The 19,076-nt window shown below is 51.4% G+C and carries 12 protein-coding genes; 5 read left to right on the plus strand and 7 right to left on the minus strand.

The window, feature by feature from the left end:
- Nucleotides 1–103 precede the first annotated feature (103 nt).
- The 3 genes from L4D19_RS15055 to sodB form a co-directional block, all read right to left on the minus strand.
- Nucleotides 104–3,196 carry an efflux RND transporter permease subunit gene (locus L4D19_RS15055; RefSeq protein WP_428453118.1) on the minus strand — a complete coding sequence of 1,031 codons (3,093 nt, stop codon included), beginning with the start codon at nucleotides 3,194–3,196 and terminating at the stop codon, nucleotides 104–106.
- Complete coding sequence (locus L4D19_RS15060; RefSeq protein WP_428453119.1) at nucleotides 3,196–4,308, minus strand: efflux RND transporter periplasmic adaptor subunit; 1,113 nt, start codon at nucleotides 4,306–4,308, stop codon at nucleotides 3,196–3,198. The genes L4D19_RS15055 and L4D19_RS15060 overlap by 1 nt, the downstream gene beginning before the upstream one ends.
- A 247-nt stretch (nucleotides 4,309–4,555) precedes the next feature.
- Nucleotides 4,556–5,140, minus strand: a complete 585-nt coding sequence (gene sodB / locus L4D19_RS15065; protein WP_075764840.1) for a superoxide dismutase [Fe] — start codon at nucleotides 5,138–5,140, stop codon at nucleotides 4,556–4,558.
- A gap of 372 nt (nucleotides 5,141–5,512) precedes the next feature.
- Between sodB and L4D19_RS15070 the strand changes: the two genes are divergently transcribed.
- Together L4D19_RS15070 and L4D19_RS15075 are read left to right on the plus strand one after the other, a co-directional pair.
- Nucleotides 5,513–5,854: a Grx4 family monothiol glutaredoxin gene (locus L4D19_RS15070; RefSeq protein WP_075764838.1), complete on the plus strand. Its 342-nt coding sequence runs from the start codon at nucleotides 5,513–5,515 to the stop codon at nucleotides 5,852–5,854.
- 186 nt (nucleotides 5,855–6,040) lie between these two features.
- On the plus strand, nucleotides 6,041–6,526 hold the full coding sequence (locus L4D19_RS15075; RefSeq protein ID WP_428453120.1) for a plastocyanin/azurin family copper-binding protein: 486 nt from the start codon (nucleotides 6,041–6,043) through the stop codon (nucleotides 6,524–6,526).
- Between the two features lie 145 nt (nucleotides 6,527–6,671).
- Here L4D19_RS15075 and L4D19_RS15080 read toward each other — a convergent pair whose 3' ends face one another.
- Genes L4D19_RS15080 through L4D19_RS15095 form a run of 4 tightly spaced genes read right to left on the minus strand, consistent with a single transcriptional unit; the run spans nucleotide 6,672 to nucleotide 12,301 of the window.
- The gene (locus tag L4D19_RS15080) at nucleotides 6,672–9,368 is read right to left on the minus strand and encodes a molybdopterin-dependent oxidoreductase (RefSeq protein WP_428453121.1); all 2,697 of its coding nucleotides are present in this window, start codon (nucleotides 9,366–9,368) and stop codon (nucleotides 6,672–6,674) included.
- 2 nt (nucleotides 9,369–9,370) lie between these two features.
- Nucleotides 9,371–9,958, minus strand: a complete 588-nt coding sequence (locus tag L4D19_RS15085) for an arsenate reductase (azurin) small subunit (protein ID WP_425439635.1) — start codon at nucleotides 9,956–9,958, stop codon at nucleotides 9,371–9,373.
- A gap of 11 nt (nucleotides 9,959–9,969) precedes the next feature.
- Nucleotides 9,970–11,199: a cytochrome-c peroxidase gene (locus tag L4D19_RS15090; RefSeq protein WP_428453122.1), complete on the minus strand. Its 1,230-nt coding sequence runs from the start codon at nucleotides 11,197–11,199 to the stop codon at nucleotides 9,970–9,972.
- Nucleotides 11,200–11,209: 10 nt separating this feature from the next.
- The gene (locus L4D19_RS15095) at nucleotides 11,210–12,301 is read right to left on the minus strand and encodes a cytochrome-c peroxidase (protein ID WP_428453123.1); all 1,092 of its coding nucleotides are present in this window, start codon (nucleotides 12,299–12,301) and stop codon (nucleotides 11,210–11,212) included.
- A gap of 357 nt (nucleotides 12,302–12,658) precedes the next feature.
- On the opposite strand from L4D19_RS15095, the gene L4D19_RS15100 reads away from it, so the two are divergent.
- The 3 genes from L4D19_RS15100 (at nucleotide 12,659) to L4D19_RS15110 (ending at nucleotide 19,073) form a co-directional block, all read left to right on the plus strand.
- On the plus strand, nucleotides 12,659–15,061 hold the full coding sequence (locus L4D19_RS15100; protein ID WP_428453124.1) for a HEAT repeat domain-containing protein: 2,403 nt from the start codon (nucleotides 12,659–12,661) through the stop codon (nucleotides 15,059–15,061).
- Nucleotides 15,062–15,209: 148 nt separating this feature from the next.
- Nucleotides 15,210–17,735 (plus strand): PAS domain S-box protein, encoded by a 2,526-nt coding sequence (locus L4D19_RS15105; protein ID WP_428453125.1) that lies wholly within the window; start codon nucleotides 15,210–15,212, stop codon nucleotides 17,733–17,735.
- Nucleotides 17,736–17,741: 6 nt separating this feature from the next.
- Nucleotides 17,742–19,073 (plus strand): sigma-54-dependent transcriptional regulator, encoded by a 1,332-nt coding sequence (locus tag L4D19_RS15110; protein WP_428453126.1) that lies wholly within the window; start codon nucleotides 17,742–17,744, stop codon nucleotides 19,071–19,073.
- The last annotated feature ends 3 nt before the right edge of the window (nucleotides 19,074–19,076 follow it).

The following is a 19,076-nucleotide window of genomic DNA, read 5'->3' on the forward strand; positions in this document are numbered from 1 at the left end:
CAGTATTTGCTAACGGTTAAACAGAAAAACGCCTGCGATTGCAGGCGTTTTTTATTGTCTTGAAATAGCCTTGAGTTCGTGGTCGAATCGCTGCCAGCAGGCCTTACTGCGAAGGCTGCGGCTTGTTTGATTTCCTGACTATTGCCAGAATGTCTTTCTCCTTGAGCTTAGCCATACCCACATAAGCGACAGGTACGACAAACAGGGAGAAGAAGGTCCCGGCAATCAATCCACCAACCAGTACCAACCCGATATTGATCCGCCCTAGCGATCCGGGTCCGGATGCCAGTGCCAGCGGCAGTGATCCCAGTATCATAGTGAGCGAGGTCATCAGGATCGGACGAAGGCGAGAGCGGGCACTGTCCAGGGCCGCTTCGATAGCCGGCATACCGTGTTTGCGCTTCTCGTTGGCAAATTCGACCAGCAGGATCCCGTGTTTGGTCACTAGCCCGACCAAGGTCAGCAGGCCTATCTTCGAGTAAATATTCATGCTCTGGCCGAACGCTGTCAGGGTCAGCACCGCACCGACGATACATAGTGGTACGGTTAGCATAATCACCAGCGGATCGACAAAGCTCTCAAACTGGGCGGCGAGGATCAGGTAGACAAAGACCAGCGCCAGCAGGAAGAGCAACTGAGTTCCGGCCTGGGAGTCGGTCAGTTCCTTGACCACGCCGTTATAGTCGTAGCCCTGGGCACTTTGAAGCAGCTCGGGCACTTCCTGGTCGATATAGGTTTTGATATCGCTGGCCGTATAGCCCGGCATAAGATCAGCGGTGATCTCGGCGCTATCTTTGCCCATAAAGGTCTTGAAGCTTGATTCTGCCGTGGTCTGCTTGATGGTGACGAACTGAGACAGCGGCAGTGTCTGACCCGAAGCCGAGCCGACATACAGCTTGTCCAGTACGTTAAAATTACCCAGTGCCTCGCGGTTCACCTGAACCTGGATCGGGTAGGTAAACCCATCTTCCGACTGCATATCTGCCGCTTTCACGGAGCCGAGGAAGGTTGACAGGGCATCCGTGACGTCGCTGTAGCTGACACCAGACAGAATGATGGCATTGCGATCAATCGACAAATCGTAGTTGAGCTGATCGCGAAGTACCGAGTTTTTGACATTGGTTACCCCCGGGTAGTCTTCCAGCAGTTGGGTGACCTTGTCTGCGGTATCACTTAGCGCATCAGTGTTGCGGTCAACGGTTGTCAGTTCAAGGATCAGGTTGTTGGCCACATTGAGGTTGTCAGCAGCACGGACCGAGAAAGACATGCTGTAGGCAGACACATTGCTGCTGGCTTTGTCTATTAGCCCGGCGATCACCTTGTCGGCGCTCTGGGTGCGTTCACCCCAAGGTTTGAGCATCACATGGTTTGTCGGGGTACCCTCTATATAGGACAGGTTTGCCTCGATGGCCTCGTTGTCGGCCATTACGCTATTGAGTTCGTCATTGTGCTTCAGGTGGTACTGTCGCCCGACACCCGTCGGTGCGGTTGAGGTGACGTCAATGAAGCCGGAATCTTCGGTAGGCAGCAGTATCTGCGGCATCTTCATAAATGCAGCACCGGACAAACCGACCAGCACCAGTGCAATGGCAACCATAATGCGTTTACGGTTGAACCATTTGCCAAGTTCACGGGTGTAGCTGTCGGCCAGTTTGTTTAGCAGCTTATCGACCTTGCTAAACCACTTGGGCTGGTTGCCGACTGGCTTGATCAGATAGGCGCTCATCATCGGCGACAGGGTTAGTGCGACCATGCCCGAAATAATTACAGCTGCCGCGAGGGTAAAAGCAAACTGACGAAAAAGATCGGCCGTCAGGCCAGACATCATACCGATAGGTAAATACACCACCGCGAGTGTCAGCGTCATTGCTATCACCGGGAAGATAATTTCCTTGCTGCCTTTTAATGCGGCATTGAAGGGCGTTTCGCCGTTTTCGATATGGCGGTAACAGTTTTCCACCACCACGATGGCGTCATCAACCACCAGGCCAATTGCCAGGATGATGGCCAGAATGGTCAGGACGTTAATACTAAAGCCGAGCCATGCCATAACGGCAAACACACCGATGACACAGACGGGAATGGTGATGATTGGGACAGAGGCAACCCGGAGCGAGCCGAGAAACAGCACGACCACCAGGGAGACCAGAACAATAGCTTCGATCAGTGTCGAGAAGCCCTGATCAATCGCCGCTTCAATAAAGTCGGCCTGGTTGTATACCATTTTCATTTCGATGCCGTCAGGCAGCTGGCCCTGCATCTGGTCGATGGCTTCTTTCACTCGCTCGGCAACGGTAACCGGGTTTTCGGTGCGTAGCGGCAGGACCTGCAGCGACATTGCCTGTTGCTTGTTGACGGTCAGCAGGCTTGGCGTGAGGCTCTCTTCTCCCATGACGATATCGGCAATGTCCTTGAGGCGAATGGCCTGGCCGTTGTCGACACGGATAACCAGATCGCGCACATCGTCAATATTCTCAACCTGGTTAATCGGGTTGATAGAAAAATCTCGGGCTTCGCCCATGATAGTACCGGCCGTGAAGCTGGCATTGTAGGAACTCAGTGTACCGACAACATCGGCCGTTTTGATGTTAAGGGCCATCATGCGCTCGGGCTTGAGCCAGACGCGGACTGCCTTGGACGAACCACCATACGGCCCCCAGACTGCACCGACGCCCTGAATGTGGCGAAACTGCGGGACAAGCTGCTGACTGATGTAGTCGTACATCTCTTGCTGTTCTAGCCCGCCGGTATTGACGAAAGTGATGACGTTGCTGGCAGAGCTGGTATCAGACGCGTTGTCAGTAACTGTAGGTTTATCCGTCATGCTCGGCGGAAAATCACTGATCCCCTCCACACCGCTGCGAAGTTGGTTCATCAGGTTGGTATATTCGACGTCATCGACATCGTCGGCAAAATCGATCTTCAGGGTACAGCTGCCTTCCTGACAGTCTGTTGCCATGGTATCAACGCTATCGAGCCCGGTTGCGGCATCGATCAGTTTGTCAGCAACGTTGCGTGACATGAACTCGGCACTGGCTCCGGTAATGTTGGCACTGACCGTCGCGGTGGGTGTGTTGTGATCCGGAAAATACTGGATAGACAGTTTTTGGAACGACAACAGGCCCAGCAAGATCACGGCAATACTTAGTACCGAGGCAAAAACAGGGTGGCGTATACAAATCTCTGGCAATCGCATTAGCTTTCCTCCGATGCCGCTGGTTTCCCGGCGCTAGGGTGAATTGGCGCTTGGGTGTTGCTCTCTTTTTCGTTGGCATCGATATCGCTATTCAGTACCTTGACGGCGCTTTCTGCCGTCAGCTTTTGTTGGCCGGTCGTCACAACTTGCTGGCCTTTTTTCAGCCCCTGACGAACCACGACGTAGCCATCATTGGTGTTCTGACCGAGCTTTATCGTCTGCTTAACAGGCTTGCCTTCGGAAATCACCCAGGCATAGCGTTCGTTATTGTTGGCAACAACGGCATTCTGCGGGATCAGGAGTTGCTTTTTCCCTTTTGCCAGTCTGTGTTTTACGTTTGCAAACATGCCCGGTGCCAGTACATGGTCGGGGTTGGCAATACGGGCGTGGACTTCTACCCGGCCGGAGTTTTCATCGACGGCAGGGGCAACATAATTGACTTTTCCTTTGAAAGTCTGGTCAGCGAAGGCATCGACGGTAATTTGCACGGCCTGCTCCTTGGCGGCTTTTCCGAGATCGTCCTGGCTGATGGTATAGCTGACTTTTACTGGATCGAGGCGATACAGGCTGACTAGAACACTCGAGGCATCGATGTGGCTGCCCACAGAGTGGCTGAAGGCTGTCAGGCGGCCGTCAAACGGGGCGATGATCTGGTAATCGCGCAGCACGGCCTGCTTTTGGCGGAAATCAGCGGCGGCCAGGTTGACCTGTTCCTTCAGCTCGTCAACGTCCTGAGGAGACAGGGCATCAGGTTGCTTCTTTAACAGGTTCTGGGTGCGCTGTAGTTTAGTCTTGGCCATATTCAACGAGCTTTTGGCTTTGTCGAAGTCAGCTTTGGCCTTGGTGCTGTCAAGCTCGGCGATGAGATTGCCTTTCTTGACGGCATCACCGTCTTTGAAATAAATCGCTTTTATTTTCTCACCGGTGCTGAAAGTCAGGTTTGCCGAATCGGTCGCGCTAATTTTTGCGGCTTCTTCGACCTGAACATCAAATGCTTGGGATTTGACTGTTTCGGTTGTAACAGGAATCGCTGCTGTCTCGGCAAACGAGAAGGCAGAGGTGAAGAGGAACAGTGAGGCTAACAGGTTATTTATAGGTCGTTTATTTTTCATAGGAGCATCTTCTTACTTTCAATCTGTGCTCCGGCATTTTTACGTTTATTTTTTAGGCGAAATGTCAGGAATTCGTTAGGAATTCAATAATATTGCGAACCTATTCACCGCTGTTTTGGCTGGCCGCTGGAAGGATAAATAGTGGTTATAGATTGAGCAGTTTTGAGGGCAAAAGCTATTTGAAGAGGTAATAAAAAACGCCTGCACAAAGGCAGGCGTTTTGAAAGTATGTCTAATGTTCTAACAATTAGGCAGCTAGGTTCTTAGCAACGAATTCCCAGTTAACCAGTGCCCAGAACGCATTCATGTAGTCAGGACGCAGGTTGCGGTAATCGATGTAGTAAGCGTGCTCCCATAGGTCAACAGTCAGAAGCGGAGTAACGCCTTCTTCTGTTAGAGGAGTACCTGCGTTAGACGTGTTCACGATGTCTAGAGAGCCGTCAGCTTTCTTAACAAGCCAAGTCCATGAAGAACCGAAGTTGTTGATTGCTGAGTCTGTGAATTTCGCTTTGAATTCTTCGAAAGAACCGAATGCTTTTACAATTGCGTCTGCCACTTCGCCTGTTGGTTCACCGCCTGCGTTAGGGCTTAGGCAGTGCCAGTAGAAAGTGTGGTTCCAGATTTGAGCTGCATTGTTAAATACGCCGCCAGTAGAAGTTTTGATGATTTCTTCCAGAGACTTCTCAGCTAGCTCTGTACCTTCAACCAGGCCGTTTAGCTTAACAACATAGGTGTTGTGGTGCTTGCCGTGGTGGTATTCAAGCGTTTCCTGAGAGATGTGTGGCTCAAGAGCGTTGATCGCGTACGGTAGAGCTGGTAGTTCAAATGCCATTGCTCGGTTCTCCATTCTGATTTTTTGGGGACAAGCCCCCGACATTGCTTCCAGTAGACTTCGGCCTACTTATTGTTTTGAAACTGACTGATACCAATCATATTAGGTCACTATACTCATTGGTATAGAGGCATAATGTGACTGCTGAGCTATTTTAGCAAGTTTTTACTTTATTAAAACCCCCATTTACTAAAAAATAGCACTTCAAAGAGGGATATGCTGGGATCTCAAGTGATATTTTTCATTCAGACACTTGCCTAGATTGCCGTTTAAAATATCCATATAGATTTTAGGCGTTTTTTTCCTTGGCATGACCAAGTAGAATGATGTCTGTGAAATTCAACTTATAAGTAAGTGTCGTAAGAGGAAGCTATGGAAACCATCGACAAAATTAAACAACAGATCGCTGAAAACTCAATTCTGTTGTACATGAAGGGTTCGCCAAAACTGCCTAGCTGTGGTTTTTCATCTCAGGCATCTCAGGCGCTAATGGCATGTGGCGAGAAGTTTGCGTATGTCGATATTCTGCAAAACCCGGATATCCGTGCAGAACTTCCTGCCTATGCGCAGTGGCCAACTTTCCCTCAGCTATGGATTGAAGGTGAGTTGATTGGCGGCTGTGACATTATTCTTGAAATGTTCCAGAAAGGCGAATTGCAGCCTTTGATCAAAGAAGCGGCCGAGCGTCGTGACGGTGAAGCGGCTGCGGAGTAATTCTCCCGTTCGTAAACACTAAGCTCAAGAAGGGCCCCGATATCTGTCGGGGCTTTTTATTGCCTGCGCCACGCCTGACGACGTTCAATATTGTATAGATTTGCTGAATCAATGATCCCCGTTACGGTTCACTTGCTTGATATTGTGTATTGTTCTCATTAACAATAAGAAAAGAGCTCACACAATATGAAAAAAATACTGCCACTTCTTTGCCTGTTGCTGGTGTGTTCGCCGGCGGTCCGGGCTGAAACACAAGTTATCAAGCAGGTGTTCGATATCAAAACTGCAGATCTGGATGCGATGTACCAGTTTATTCCTGATTATGTGGCTATTGATGTCGGAGACTCTGTCCGCTTCGAGGGAACGGTTGGCTCCCATACCGCGCACAGTATTCAGGGCATGCTGCCTGAGGGTGTCGAGCCAATTATCATCTCCTACCAGAATGTCTCGGATATCAAGTTCGACAAACCGGGTGTGTACGGTATCAAATGTAAGGTGCATCACCGTTACGGTATGGTAGCACTGATTGTTGTCGGTGATCCGTCGAACAATATCGAGGAAGCCAGGACGGCGGCGCTTAAGCGTGTGAGCCGCCGAGGTCAGGATAAGATGCAACGCCTGCTCGATCGTGCTGAAGCGAGCATTCAGTCGAGGGTAAACAATGGCAGCTAGCTGCCATTGCTACCCGTATCGGCATTACTTTAAATTGGCACAGTAGGTGGATAGATTGGTGAGATCAGTATCACCTCCTTATGGCATCTGATGTTATAGGGGCCGAAGCCCCTTTTTTATTTTCTACACATCGAATTTGACGGTGTTACACAATATTCCTCGGGGCAAACGAGAACGCCCGGAATTCATGCTTGTATTTGGAGTCACCAATCTTCCTGATATTGGCGACACCCATTTTGTAGTTGTAGTTACCGCTGATCTGATCCACGACTCGGGTTGTCAGCGAGTTGGAAGGTTGCCGCATGTCGATCATGTTGGCATACAACGTACCTTTCTTAGTAGCCGGTGTAACGATAGCCACAGCTGTGACAGCCGCCTTGTCGAGCTTGATATGACCATTTTCCATCAGCTTGCTGAATTGGAAGTCATCGCCGTGTACCCCCAGAATGGTGTCCTTGAAGTTGGCCACCCGGTCTGAGTACATCATTACCTGATCGCCTGACTCAATCCCGCGTTGCTTGGCATCATCAGGGTGGATTTCAACCCAGTTTTCCGGCCAGCGCTGGATTACATAGGCACGGCGTTCTACATCGTCGAAGCCGGATTGCCAGATCTCATTGATTCGGCCGTTCGAGAACCACAGCTCTTCACCTTTGGGCTGGATCCACTCGTAGAAATCACTGAACAGATCCCATGGGTGTTTCTGCAGGTTGACCTTACCGGTCTGACTGTTGAAGGCCGTGAGCTGCTTCTTCAGGACATTGGCACCCTGAGGACCGTCAGCCAGGCCTTTCTCGATCAGAGTTTCTGTGGTCATTTCGGTATCATGCAGGCGCTTGGTACCGACCAGCTCCTTGGTATCGTAGTTGTAGAACACCGGCCCCTGGATCCCCGTTGTACCAAACTCCCGGAGTTTCTGATGCAGGGTTTTGCCTTCGGCATGGGCGGCAACCTTGATCATATGGAAGTCTTTGCGGCTGCCGCGGCTAAAGCGCGAGGCTTCTTCGGCAACATCGTTGGAGTTCTCCCAGTCGAAGCCGTCGTAACCCATGCGGCGAGCTAGCTGGGCAATGATCCACCAGTCAGGTTGTGCATGTCCGGGTGCATCGTTGAACTTCTGGTACAGGCGAAGGCGACGCTCACCATTGGCACGCATAAAGTCAGCTTCCCCCCAGGTTGCTGCCGGGAAGACGATATCGGCAAACTTGGCACCGATAGGGTCACGCAGGTAGATATCCTGGTTAATGACGACCATGCCACCGGAGTCAGCCCGTTTTTTCAGGGTGTCGATAATCTCTTGTTTGTCATAGCTATAGACCTGGTGCGGGTTGGCTGTTGTTAGCTCCCAGAACTTCTTCTGCAGGCCCTGACTGCCGCACATCGACTGGATCCAGGTGGTACCTATGACGTGGGCAAAGCGGGTATGGCCGGAGTATAGATAGCGATCGGTATCCAGAGAGCGGCGCCGGCGTCCCGGTACTTTTTCCGGAGATTTGTTGCGCGGTAGCTTGCCGCCGGACTGGCCGCCACGTTGGTGGCCGCCAAAACGACCGATCACACGGCCTTCCCGGCCTCCGGTGCCGATGATGGTCGCCAGTGCGGAAATGGCATTGGTGTTACCAGTATTGTTTGACCAGTAGAAGCCTTTTTCAATCCCGATGGAGGTTTTCGGCCGCTTGCCGTCTACCGGTTTAGCCAGCATCTCGGCGGCAAGATAGATCTTGTTGACGTCGATTCCGGCCATTTTGGCGGCATACTTAGGATCGAATTCTTTCTGGGCGAGATTCCATTTCTTGTAGTCTTCAAAACCGTTGGTCTGGAACTTGCCCCAGGTGGTGCGCCACTGCCAAGGGGTATTACGAGTTCCCTGACCGAAGCCTGAGTTAGATTCCCACTTGTTGTTCACCCAGTTCTGCAGCCACTCGTTGTCCTGCCAGCCGTTTTCCATGATCACCCGGATGATGGCACCGACGACCAGGTTGTCTGAACCCGGGTTGAGGTCAATATGCAGACCGCCGTGTTTTTTCAGGTAGGCAATACCGGCTGTTTCACGTGGGTTGAGCATAACGGTTTTCATGCCACGCTGTACGGCTGGCATGATGTACTGGGTAAAGAGGATGGTCTTGGTTTCGTACGGATCGGTACCACAGATCATCAGGGTATCGGCGGCCCCCCAGTCATCATAGCTCGGACCAAAGTTGTCAAAACCAGCATCCCGGAAGCCCGGTGTCGAGGTAACATCTGACGGGGTGTCATGGAACGAGAAGTTGGCGGTATTCACATGGCGCAGGGCATACTTGGTGATAGCGTAGGTATTCTCGATGTACTGGTACGAGAAGGTTTTCACTCCATAGGCGTTGGTGCCGTGTTTGTCGATTACATGGCGGCCGACTTCAGCGGCAATATCGAGCGCAAACTCCCAAGGGACAGGCTGCAGGCTACCGCCAATACGCACTAGCGGTTGAGTCAGGCGGTCGCGGGTCCCGGTTGCCGGGTTGTAGACTTTTTGCGCTAGCAGGCCGCCACGCATTGAGGAGTCACCGGTTTTGTTGACGGCGCCCGCATCCTTGTCCGGGACGATGACGATATTGTGGGGTTTGCCATTGTGCATCACCACATTGTGCTGTGCCGGTGCGACCCATGCCTGAAGCGGGGCACTCGGGAAGTTCACACCAAATGCATTCTGGTCCGCTTTCTGGCCGCCGTTTTGCTGTTCGAGCGGCCAGCGGTAGACCTTGTAGCCACAGGCGACGATACAGTAATCACAGGCCGTCGTAATGACCTCGGCATTTTTCGGGGGCAACGGCGCATGATCTTCGGGGATATAGAAGTTAGTGGTCATGATTATGCCTCCTGAATCGCGATGATGTTGTCGGTGCGGCCAAACAGCAGCCCCATTATGCCGACGGCATACACGTTGTCGCCGTCCTGCTCCAGCAACACCTGTGGCAGGCTTTCATAGGCCTGACCGGAGACGATAATGCCGTGGCGGCGCATATCAAATGTCGACAGGTGGAACGGACACTGGCCAAGGACACGGTGCTCGCCAACGACCTTGTACTGGCCGTCCAGTGGACCACCCTGGTGGGTACACATCAGAGAAAAAGCGACGACATCTTGCTTGTCACCGATTCCACCACCACCCTGGACACCCATTTTGACCAATATGGCACGGGAGTTCGGGCCGTCATCCGGATAGTTGAAATAGAGCGGTTCGTTGGTTTTCATTTCGCTGAGCTTGGCAACCAGTGTCCGCGGGTAGCCAACGACACGGGCTTGTGTCTGGCGGGCCTGAGCTGTCCCTGGAAACAGGGTGACAGAGACCACGCTGGCACTGCCGGCAACAGCACCGGAGTACATAAGGAACTCACGACGGGACATCATGCATTTACGGTGTTCTTGTGCGCTTTCTTTTTTTTGCTTGCGCTTCATTCGGTCAAAAATCATTTTTTCGCCTCCGCAAGTTCTTCTTCGCTAAATAGACGCTGGTATGGCGGGATCTGAGGGTATTCCATGACAATTCGCTCGCCTGAGAAGGCATCGAGAAATGCCAGTAGATCGGCTTTTTCCTTGTCGCTCAGGCCCAGAGGTTTGATCTTGGTACTCTTGGTTTTCGGGAAGCCGGTGCTACGACCGTCTGCGGCAACACCACCGCGGTTGTAGAAGTCGACAACCTCTTCCAGTGTTGCAATAGCACCATTGTGCATGTAGGGCGCGGTGTACTTGGTATAACGCAGGCTCGGGGTACGGAAGGTGCCTTTCATCTCTTTGCGCTTGCCGCGGAAGTAGACCCCGGGATCGGCTTTGGTGGTACGGTACATTTTCTCGTTCGAGCCCTTGGCGTATAACTCGTAGCGGAAGGTGATCTGGGCAAGCGGATCAGACTCCCAGCGCAAGTTTGTCGGCACACCAATGTTGTAGTTCTTCTGATCCGAAGCCAGGGCGCCGTTGTGGCAGGCAATACATTTGGCTTTGCCCTCAAACAAGGACTTGCCCCGTAGCTGCTGCTTGCTCAGTGCCGACTTGTCACCCTTGAGGTAGTTATCAAGCGGGGTATCGGTTTGAATCAGGGTGCGTTCGAAGGCGGCGATCGCCTTCCAGGCGTTGCTTATTTTCGGATAGTTATCGCCAAAGACATTGTTAAACCGCTCGACGTAGTCCGGTACCAGTGCCAGACGAGCTTCCATCATGTCGTCCTCACCGTTGCCGGCAACACCACCTTTGGCTGCGCTCTTGGCCTGTCCTTCCAGTGATTTGCTGGAACCGGCCCAGAAAAACTTGTTGTAGTAGGCTGAGTTGATGATGGTTTGACTGTTGCGCCAGTGAACGGTGCCCGGGTAGCCCAGCGAGAGATCAGCAGGGAAATCCCAGCCAAGGTTCGGGTTGTGACAGGCTACACACGGTGTCGAGGTATCACCGCCCAAGCGGCCATCGAAAAAGAGCAATTTGCCCAGTTCGACTTTTTCCGGAGTGGTCGGGTTGTCCGGTGGTGTCGGCACGGCACCCAGCGGAGCCAGCGCCGGATAATTGATGTCATCGAGGGTAACTGGCTGCAGGGTCGCAGCAATTTCTTCGGCTGTCGGTGTGCTGGTTTCTTGCTGGGCGCAAGCGGGTAGCGATGCGGCTAATAGCAGAGTCGCCGTACATGCAGACAAGGTAATTGTTTTCTTCATCTTGTCCTCCTTAGTTTTTCGCGTTGCGCCAGTCGGCGATAGGCTGGTAGTTGTAATCCTGGGTCTTCCAGACATGCTGCTCACTCGTGAGTGGCTTGCCTGATAGTGCCGTGAGGAAGGCGACCAGCGATTGCTGTTCCTGCTTGCTTAGATTCAGCGGCTTCAGGCGTGAGTCTTTGTTGCTGTCTTCGCCGCCGCCAGCGTTATAGAACGCCACTACGTCGTCCAGCGTGGTCAGCATACCGTTGTGCATGTAAGGGGCCGTGTATTTCAGTTCACGCAGGGTCGGGGTCATGAATTTGCCGAGATCGGAGCCGTCGGCCTTGTGGCTTTGGACATGGGCACCGACATCGCGTTTGAGGTTCATATAGTTTTCGTTGCCCATGAACATATTGAAGGCAATGAAGGTCTGGTGACGCATTGGATCGCGGAAGATCTCGAAGTTCTCGGGGACACCGGTATTGTAAGGGGTACCGTCAGAGAATAATGGCCCGTTGTGGCACTGTGAACATCCCGCTTTCCCCTTGAACAGCTCAAAGCCTTTTTTCGCCTCGGCACTCATTTTTCCGCTGTCATAGGCTGTGGTACTCGATGTCAGTGTTTTCAGATATTCCGGAATCGCTTTGCGTACCGAGCCGTTGGAGGGCTCGCCGTACCCGGCTTTTTTGAACATTTCGATATAAACGGGATCTTGCTTGATGCGTTCCTGCATCAGGCGCATGTCCATGTTCATCAGCCAGTCTTCAGTGATCATCTCACGGGTAACGTCGTTCAAGTTGGTACCGATCCGGCCATCATGAAACCATGTTTTCTTGTAGGCGCTGTTGATCAGGGTCGGCACGTTACGAAAGCCTTTGCTTCCGATATAGGCCGGACCCAGGGCATCCGAGTGGGCGAAGCCGCTTTCTGGCTGGTGGCATGATGCGCATGACATCATACTGTCGCCAGATAGACGGGCATCGAAAAACAGACGTTTACCGAGCTCGGCTTTTGCCGTATCTATTTTCAGCTGTGGTAGCGGGCCAAACGTATTGTTGTCATTCTGGGCCCAGGCTGAAAATGAGAGACTGGCGGCAGCGGCAAGGATCAGCGTTTTGTTCATTGTTGTGCTCCTTAGCTTCCAGTTCCAAGTGCTTAAAAAAATCTGTTAGCAAAAAAGGGGTATACACAAACCAAGCCAACTTTTATTGTTGAAATTAATGCTTAAATTACAATTAGTTATACGGTTACTTGACGCTTGTCACAGTGTGAAAACTGAACGTTTCGTTTAACTCGTTAATAGAGAAGTGAACGAAACGTTCAATTAATAAAGCCGTAAATAAGAACAAGGAATAGCGATGATAGATAAGATATTGATATAAAAGACTTAATTATCTTATGGGTTGTTTAAGGGCATGGCATGAAAACTGCTTTACTCGCTAAAACGTATGGATACATACAGCTAGCCTGAGTGGAGAAGATGATGCCAAACCACGAATCAACACAAATAATAAACAGTGGATACCAGCTCGCGATTAATCAGTTGCTGCAATTGTTGGAGCAGGGAGATGAAGCCCAGCGCTGTTACAGTGCCCAGGCTGTCGGTCAAGCGAGGATCACCGACGCAGCTCCCAGTCTGAATACATGCCTTTATCACTCCGATCCGGATGTCGTGGTTGATGCCGCAGATGCCCTGGCGAAGCTGGCTGTCGGAGATATTGATGCGCTTGAGGATGTTGCACTTCACCACCCGGAAAGTGATGCTCGACTGGCAGCGCTGGAAGCTTTGTCGGCACAAGCCGGGGGGCCGGAACAGGCGAGAATCACAACGATTTTGATGAGTTTTGCCAGCGGCAGGCCGGAAGGCGATGACTGGGGATTGAGTTCCGACTGGGACGATTGGTGGGATATCCAGCTAAAAGCGGTACAGCTACTGGCCAAAAAGCCCGACGAGGAGACAGTTCGGCTATTTTTCCAGTTGCTGGAGGATGAGCCGGAACCGGAGCTAGAATCGGCGCTTTACTACGGCATCGCTCTGGTCTCCCCGCAATGGCTGACTGACAGATATCAGACTGGCAGAGTGATGACCCGGCGTAAGCTGATCCGTGCATTGGCTCAAAGTGATAGCAAAATCGCAACCATTCAACTGTTCAAAGCAATGTCAGATGAAGATCCAGAGATCCGAAGAGCTGCTGTTGAGGCGCTTTGCCGTCGCAAGGCTGTTGAGTATCAATGGGATATAGTGCTTCGTCTGTGCGATCAAGATCAAAGAGTTCGAGAGGCGGTCGAAGCAGGGCTGGATATGATGGGAGAGCTGGATAAGTTGTCGCAGGCCAAGCTGTATTTCTTGGCACAAAAAGCGCCCGGTGCTGCTTTGTCGACGATTCTTGCGCTGATGGCTTGTCATGTCGACGCGCCCGACTCTGAATGCCTAGAATGGATTGCTGAGCAGTTACACCATGACGACCCGGCAGTGGTGTATGCGGCGGCTGACTTTTTTGCTTCAATAAAGTATGAGGGCGATGTAGATGTATATAGTGAGCTGGCCGTTCAGCGCTGCCTCAAACATGTAGAACGGACGACGTTGCCGGTGTCGTTACGGGCTGACTATATTCGCCTGCTCAGTAAATTGGTTTGTCAGCGGGACGCCTTTTTGTCTGCCGTATACCCGGTGATGCAATATATCGTTAACGATGAGCAGAATGATGGGGTATTGCGTCAGGCAGCATTGGATTTGCTCGCACGCATCTCTTCTTCTACAGGCCATCAATATCTCCGTGAGCTTGTTTTGGGTTTAGCAGCCAAAGGGGAACTGATACCGGTCTATCAACTGGACACTGATGAGAGCGTTCAGGAAAGCGGTAACCGTAAGGCAGAAGAGACGGCATCAGCAGAAGCTGCTGGGCCAAGCTCAGAATCAAGCCCAGAACCAGCTTCTGACATTCTGGAGTTGGAACAACTGCTTGTCGCCCATGAAGAAAAGTTTTCGGCTTTGGCTGAAGACGATTTGCCAGCAGCGACCCCGACCTCGACGCTGGCGGCGATTCAGCAAACCAATGTTGAGGCGATGTTGAACAGCCCGAAAGAAGAACAAGCCCCGGAACAGCATGTGCTTGATATGATCGAAGAACTGCCTGATGACTATACCGATTACACTGAGATAGTGCGTGATCACTTTGATACCTCGGACAAGTTAGAGCTAAATCGCAAGAAAGTTGCCAAATTACCGCAACTGGGAAACAAACTCCTCGCAATGCGGGCATTGGGAAGCAGCGAGCAGCCAGCAGCTGTTCCCTTGCTGATTGAATCCCTATTGGGCGCGGAGCCAAGCGAGCAGGTTGAGATCTTCGGTTCGTTGGCACGTCTGGCTGATACAGTTTCCGTTCCTGAAATCAAAAATGCGATCGGGGCGGCTGCGAACACCCTCTATCACGGCGATAACGTCACCAAGCAGGCCGCAACCCGGTATCTGGCCAAGATGCCTATGGCTAAGGCGTTGCCATTATTATTGCAGGGGACTCGCGATCAGAATGAACATGTCCGAATTTGCAGTCTGATGGCCATTGAACAGCAACTTGCCACCCATACCGTTAGGCAGCAAGATCGCCCGACCTTAAATGCGGCTCTTGCCAAGGCGTTGCAGGATCCTGCGGGAGGTATCCGCAAGCTAGCATTGAAGCTGCTTGCAGATATTGATCTTAAGTCACATCTCGATATTCTGCTTGAGGCCGCTATCAGCAATGATGAGGTAAACGAGATTGCCGTGTCGTCTCTTCGTCACAGCAAAGAAGAGGTGCTGGGTAAACTGGCGGGATTACTCCCAGACCTGGATGACCATCGCCAGCCCCTGGCGATAAAGCTGGCAGGCGGGCTATTGTCATAGTTTTTATTCACTTATGGCGTATTTCGTAAACGTTATACGCCTAAGCTGCATACTTAAGTCCACGATGGGTCACGAAATTAATATGCCAACCCTTCAATGTGTAACGGCTTTGGTATGATTATTATCAATAACGCACAAGGGAATGGGTATGGACGAACTGGATGCGCCGCGTCACTTCGTGAAACAACGCCAGTTTTATACCGAGTTGCTGCTATGGTTGATCCCGGGCTGGATGGCTATTCTGGGACTGATGCTGGTCCATTATTTTTTGAGTGTCCATAACGAGCAGCAATATGCCCTGCATAACGAACGAGTGATCGTCGAGCTGATAGAAGAAGTGCTCGACGATAGCTTGAGCAGTATGTCGTCAGATGCCAAGCTGCTTTCGTATATGGCCGGAAAACAAGCCGATATCCCTGCCGCACGGTTTAAAGCTAATCTGACTGACTATTTCATCCAACTGGCCAGTAACCAATCTAGTTACGATCAAGTTCGATTTATTGATACTTCTGGTAGGGAAATAGTACGTGTTAACAACGTGGATAACCGGATCCATGCAGTTGACGAGCAGCACCTGCAAAATAAATCCCGGCGATATTATTTTCAGCGTAGTGTCGAATTGGCGCCGGACAAGGTCTATATCTCACCGATGGATCTGAATGTCGAAGGCGGTAAAATCCAGCAACCGTTAAATCCGACTATTCGAGTCGGGGCATCGGTATTCGACCGTGATCAACAGCGAATTGGCGTTGTGGTACTGAACTACAAAGCCAGACAGCTGATTGATAAGCTACTGACTATTTCCCCAACGTTCATTCAACATCTGTTTATCTTAAACCCCGAGGGGGTAGCGGTGATCCAGCCAGCCAGCAGCAGTGAGTCAGCATTCAGCTTTAACCCCGAGGGCGCGGTCGATCCTCAGGTGCTTGGACTGATAAACCGTGAGCATACGGGCCAGCTACAACTGGGAGAGAGCTTTTTTACCTTTACCCAAACCGATACAGCCAGCAACGGCAACTGGACAATCATTTCGGTATTCCCCGAACAGCGTATGAATCTGGCGCGGATAGCTTTTACGGATAGGTATCTATGGCTTTATATCGCCGCGTTAGCTTTGCTGTTATTGCTTGCGGTGGTATTTAGCCGATACCGGCTACAGGCCAGAATATTGCGCCAGAAACAACGTTACGAGCAGCAGTTTCGTCATATTCTGGAAAACATTCAGCTAGCTGCCGTATCGGTAAATGCCGAGGGGCGGGTGGTGTTCTGCAATGATTTTTTCCTCAATATGGTGGGTTACCAACGTGAAGAGGTCATCGGTAAAAACTGGGTGAAAACCTTCACTCCCAAAGAGCTGCAACCTCAGGCCGCTAAAGCATTAACACAGGCGCTGGAGCAAGGAACCGATCAGCCTCGTGCCGAAGGCGTGGTGCAAAGTCAGTCCGGGGAAATCCATATTTTGTCATGGACATCGACTTTTTCCCGCATTCACCAGGGGCAGGCTGATGCCGTGACCTTTGTCGGTGAAGATGTAACCGAACAGCAGATGACAAAAGATGAGCTGCAGCGATTGAGCCATGCCGTTGAGCAAAGCCAGAACTCAGTGATGATCACCGATGTCTCCGGGCGGATTGTTTATGTCAATCCGGTGTTTTGCGAACTAACAGGTTACGGGATTGACGAGGTGATGGGGCGAACGCCTAAATTCTTGCAGTCCGGAGAGATGCCTGAGGATAGCTATCAAGCGTTGTGGCTGGCACTGCAAGACGGTCGTGAGTGGTGCGGTGAGTTTCACAACCGGAAGAAAAATGGCGAGATGTACTGGGAGCGGGCACGCATTTCGCCGGTAAAAAATATCGAAGGGCAGGCGCTCTACTATGTGGCGGTCAAGCAGGATATCACAGAAGAAAAGCGTCTGGCCGGGGAGGTCGAGCGACAGATGCGAGAGCGGATCCAACATGAGAAGCTGGCAGCTGTTGGCAAGGTGGTCAATATGATCGCCCATGATCTGCGAAACCCGTTGAGCTCGATAAAAATGGCGTTGCAGATTTATGCCCGTAAAGAACAGGATGAACTGTCGGCGATTTCGCTGGATCAGGTGCGGTATATGGAAGCCATCCTGGAAGATCTGATGACTTATTCACGCCCGGATCAATTTAAGCCGGACTGGCTGGATCTCAATAAACTGGTGGAGCTGGTTACTTTGACCCAGCAGAAATTAGCGAAGGAGAAAGGGGTGGCATTGGATATCTCTTTCCAACCCAACCTGCCGACCGTCTATGCCGATCCGGTGAAATTGCGTCAGGCGCTGCAGAATATTATGGTCAATGCGATACAGGCGGCAGAATCAACTGAAAATCAGTCTCCGTGTGTGAAGGTCGCGACTAATATTATGATGACGGACGTCGGCACACAGCTATTGGTGGACATTGATAATAACGGTCCGGCTATTGATCCGTGTCTGACCGAGAAAGTCTTTGAGCCTTTCTTTACAACCAAGGCAAAAGGGACCGGACTGGGGTTGGCGATAGTGAAGCGGATTATCGACAGCCATGAAGGAAAGATAAGTATTAAGCCATTGAATCAAAAAGATAGTATATGGCAGGGAACACGCTCCCGTATTCAGCTTCCGGTTGCACCGGCCAGTTATAACAATAATGAAAGGATTCACTAAGCTGCTATGAGCAAGTTGTTAATTGTCGATGATGATCAAGGGATCAGCCGCACACTTCAGTTGCATTTTCAGTCTCAGGACCATGAAGTTGAAATTGCCCATTGTGTCGATGACGGGGTAGCGATTGCCCGGAATTTCCAGCCTAATGTGATTGTGTTGGATATTCGTATGGAAGGTAAATCAGGCTTGGAAGGTATTGCTGACTTCAAGGCGCTGTGCCCGGATGCTCGGATCATCATGATCACAGCCTTTCACGATATGGAAAGTACGATTGAGGCCATGCAGCGCGGGGCAGACGAGTATATTCATAAGCCGATTGATCTTGATGAACTCGATTCCGCGGTGACCGTAGCCTTACAGTATCAGGTTTCCAGCCAGCAGCCTGCCGTCGCTATTCCTGAAAGCATGGGCCATTCTATGGTTGGCTCTTCCCATGCAATGAAAGAAATCTATAAAACCATTGGCCGGGTCGCATTAACGAATGCATCGGTTATGATCACTGGCGAGTCGGGGACGGGAAAAGAGATGGTAGCCAGGGCGATTCATCAGGCTGGTAGGCCCGATAGCGCCCCCTTTGTTGCTATAAACTGCGCCGCGTTGGTCGAGACATTATTGGAATCAGAAATGTTCGGCCACAAGAAAGGGGCGTTCACTGGTGCGGTGTCCGATCAGCCGGGTAAATTTGAACTGGCAAACAACGGTACTTTGTTTTTAGATGAAGTGGGTGAGCTGGCTCTCCCTATTCAGGCGAAGCTACTGCGTGTACTGCAGGAGAAGGAGTTTACTCCGCTGGGCAGTAAGCTCGCCTACAAGACTAATGCGCGCATTATTACAGCGACTAATCTTGATTTTGAGCAAGCAATTAAAGATAAAACCTTCCGCGAAGATCTGTTCTACCGGCTGCAGGTTGTGCGGATCCACCTTCCGCCCTTGAGAGAACGGCGGGAAGATCTGAATGACCTGATCCCGGCCTTGTTAGCTCGTGCAAACCGGGACTTGGGCACCAAAGTCAGCAAAGTGGCACAGGATGCAATGGCAGCGCTGTGCGCCTATGACTGGCCGGGTAATGTAAGAGAGCTGGAAAATGTTTTAACCAAAGCCGTTGCACTGTGCCCGGGTGAAATCCTTACCCTGGATTTATTCGCTGATATTGCCCCTGATTTGGGAGGTGGGGAAGAACCCGTTGCGGATGTTACCGCTCAAAGCCTGCAGGACATTGAGTATCAGCATGTACTCCGGATTTTGGAAAGCGTTGAAGGACATAAGGGACGTGCCTGCGAGATCCTCAAAATCAGTCGTCCTCGTCTGCAGCGGATTATCGAACGTAGCGATGCCTAATAG

The organism is Photobacterium kasasachensis (assembly GCF_050336885.1).
Lineage (GTDB): Bacteria > Pseudomonadota > Gammaproteobacteria > Enterobacterales > Vibrionaceae > Photobacterium > Photobacterium kasasachensis.

Coding starts and splice junctions, on each gene's coding strand:
- L4D19_RS15055 (WP_428453118.1), bottom strand. CDS start 3,196: ATGCGATTGCCAGAGATTTGTATACGCCACCCTGTTTTTGCCTCGGTA.
- L4D19_RS15060 (WP_428453119.1), bottom strand. CDS start 4,308: ATGAAAAATAAACGACCTATAAATAACCTGTTAGCCTCACTGTTCCTC.
- sodB (WP_075764840.1), bottom strand. CDS start 5,140: ATGGCATTTGAACTACCAGCTCTACCGTACGCGATCAACGCTCTTGAG.
- L4D19_RS15070 (WP_075764838.1), top strand. CDS start 5,513: ATGGAAACCATCGACAAAATTAAACAACAGATCGCTGAAAACTCAATT.
- L4D19_RS15075 (WP_428453120.1), top strand. CDS start 6,041: ATGAAAAAAATACTGCCACTTCTTTGCCTGTTGCTGGTGTGTTCGCCG.
- L4D19_RS15080 (WP_428453121.1), bottom strand. CDS start 9,368: ATGACCACTAACTTCTATATCCCCGAAGATCATGCGCCGTTGCCCCCG.
- L4D19_RS15085 (WP_425439635.1), bottom strand. CDS start 9,958: ATGAAGCGCAAGCAAAAAAAAGAAAGCGCACAAGAACACCGTAAATGC.
- L4D19_RS15090 (WP_428453122.1), bottom strand. CDS start 11,199: ATGAAGAAAACAATTACCTTGTCTGCATGTACGGCGACTCTGCTATTA.
- L4D19_RS15095 (WP_428453123.1), bottom strand. CDS start 12,301: ATGAACAAAACGCTGATCCTTGCCGCTGCCGCCAGTCTCTCATTTTCA.
- L4D19_RS15100 (WP_428453124.1), top strand. CDS start 12,659: ATGATGCCAAACCACGAATCAACACAAATAATAAACAGTGGATACCAG.
- L4D19_RS15105 (WP_428453125.1), top strand. CDS start 15,210: ATGGACGAACTGGATGCGCCGCGTCACTTCGTGAAACAACGCCAGTTT.
- L4D19_RS15110 (WP_428453126.1), top strand. CDS start 17,742: ATGAGCAAGTTGTTAATTGTCGATGATGATCAAGGGATCAGCCGCACA.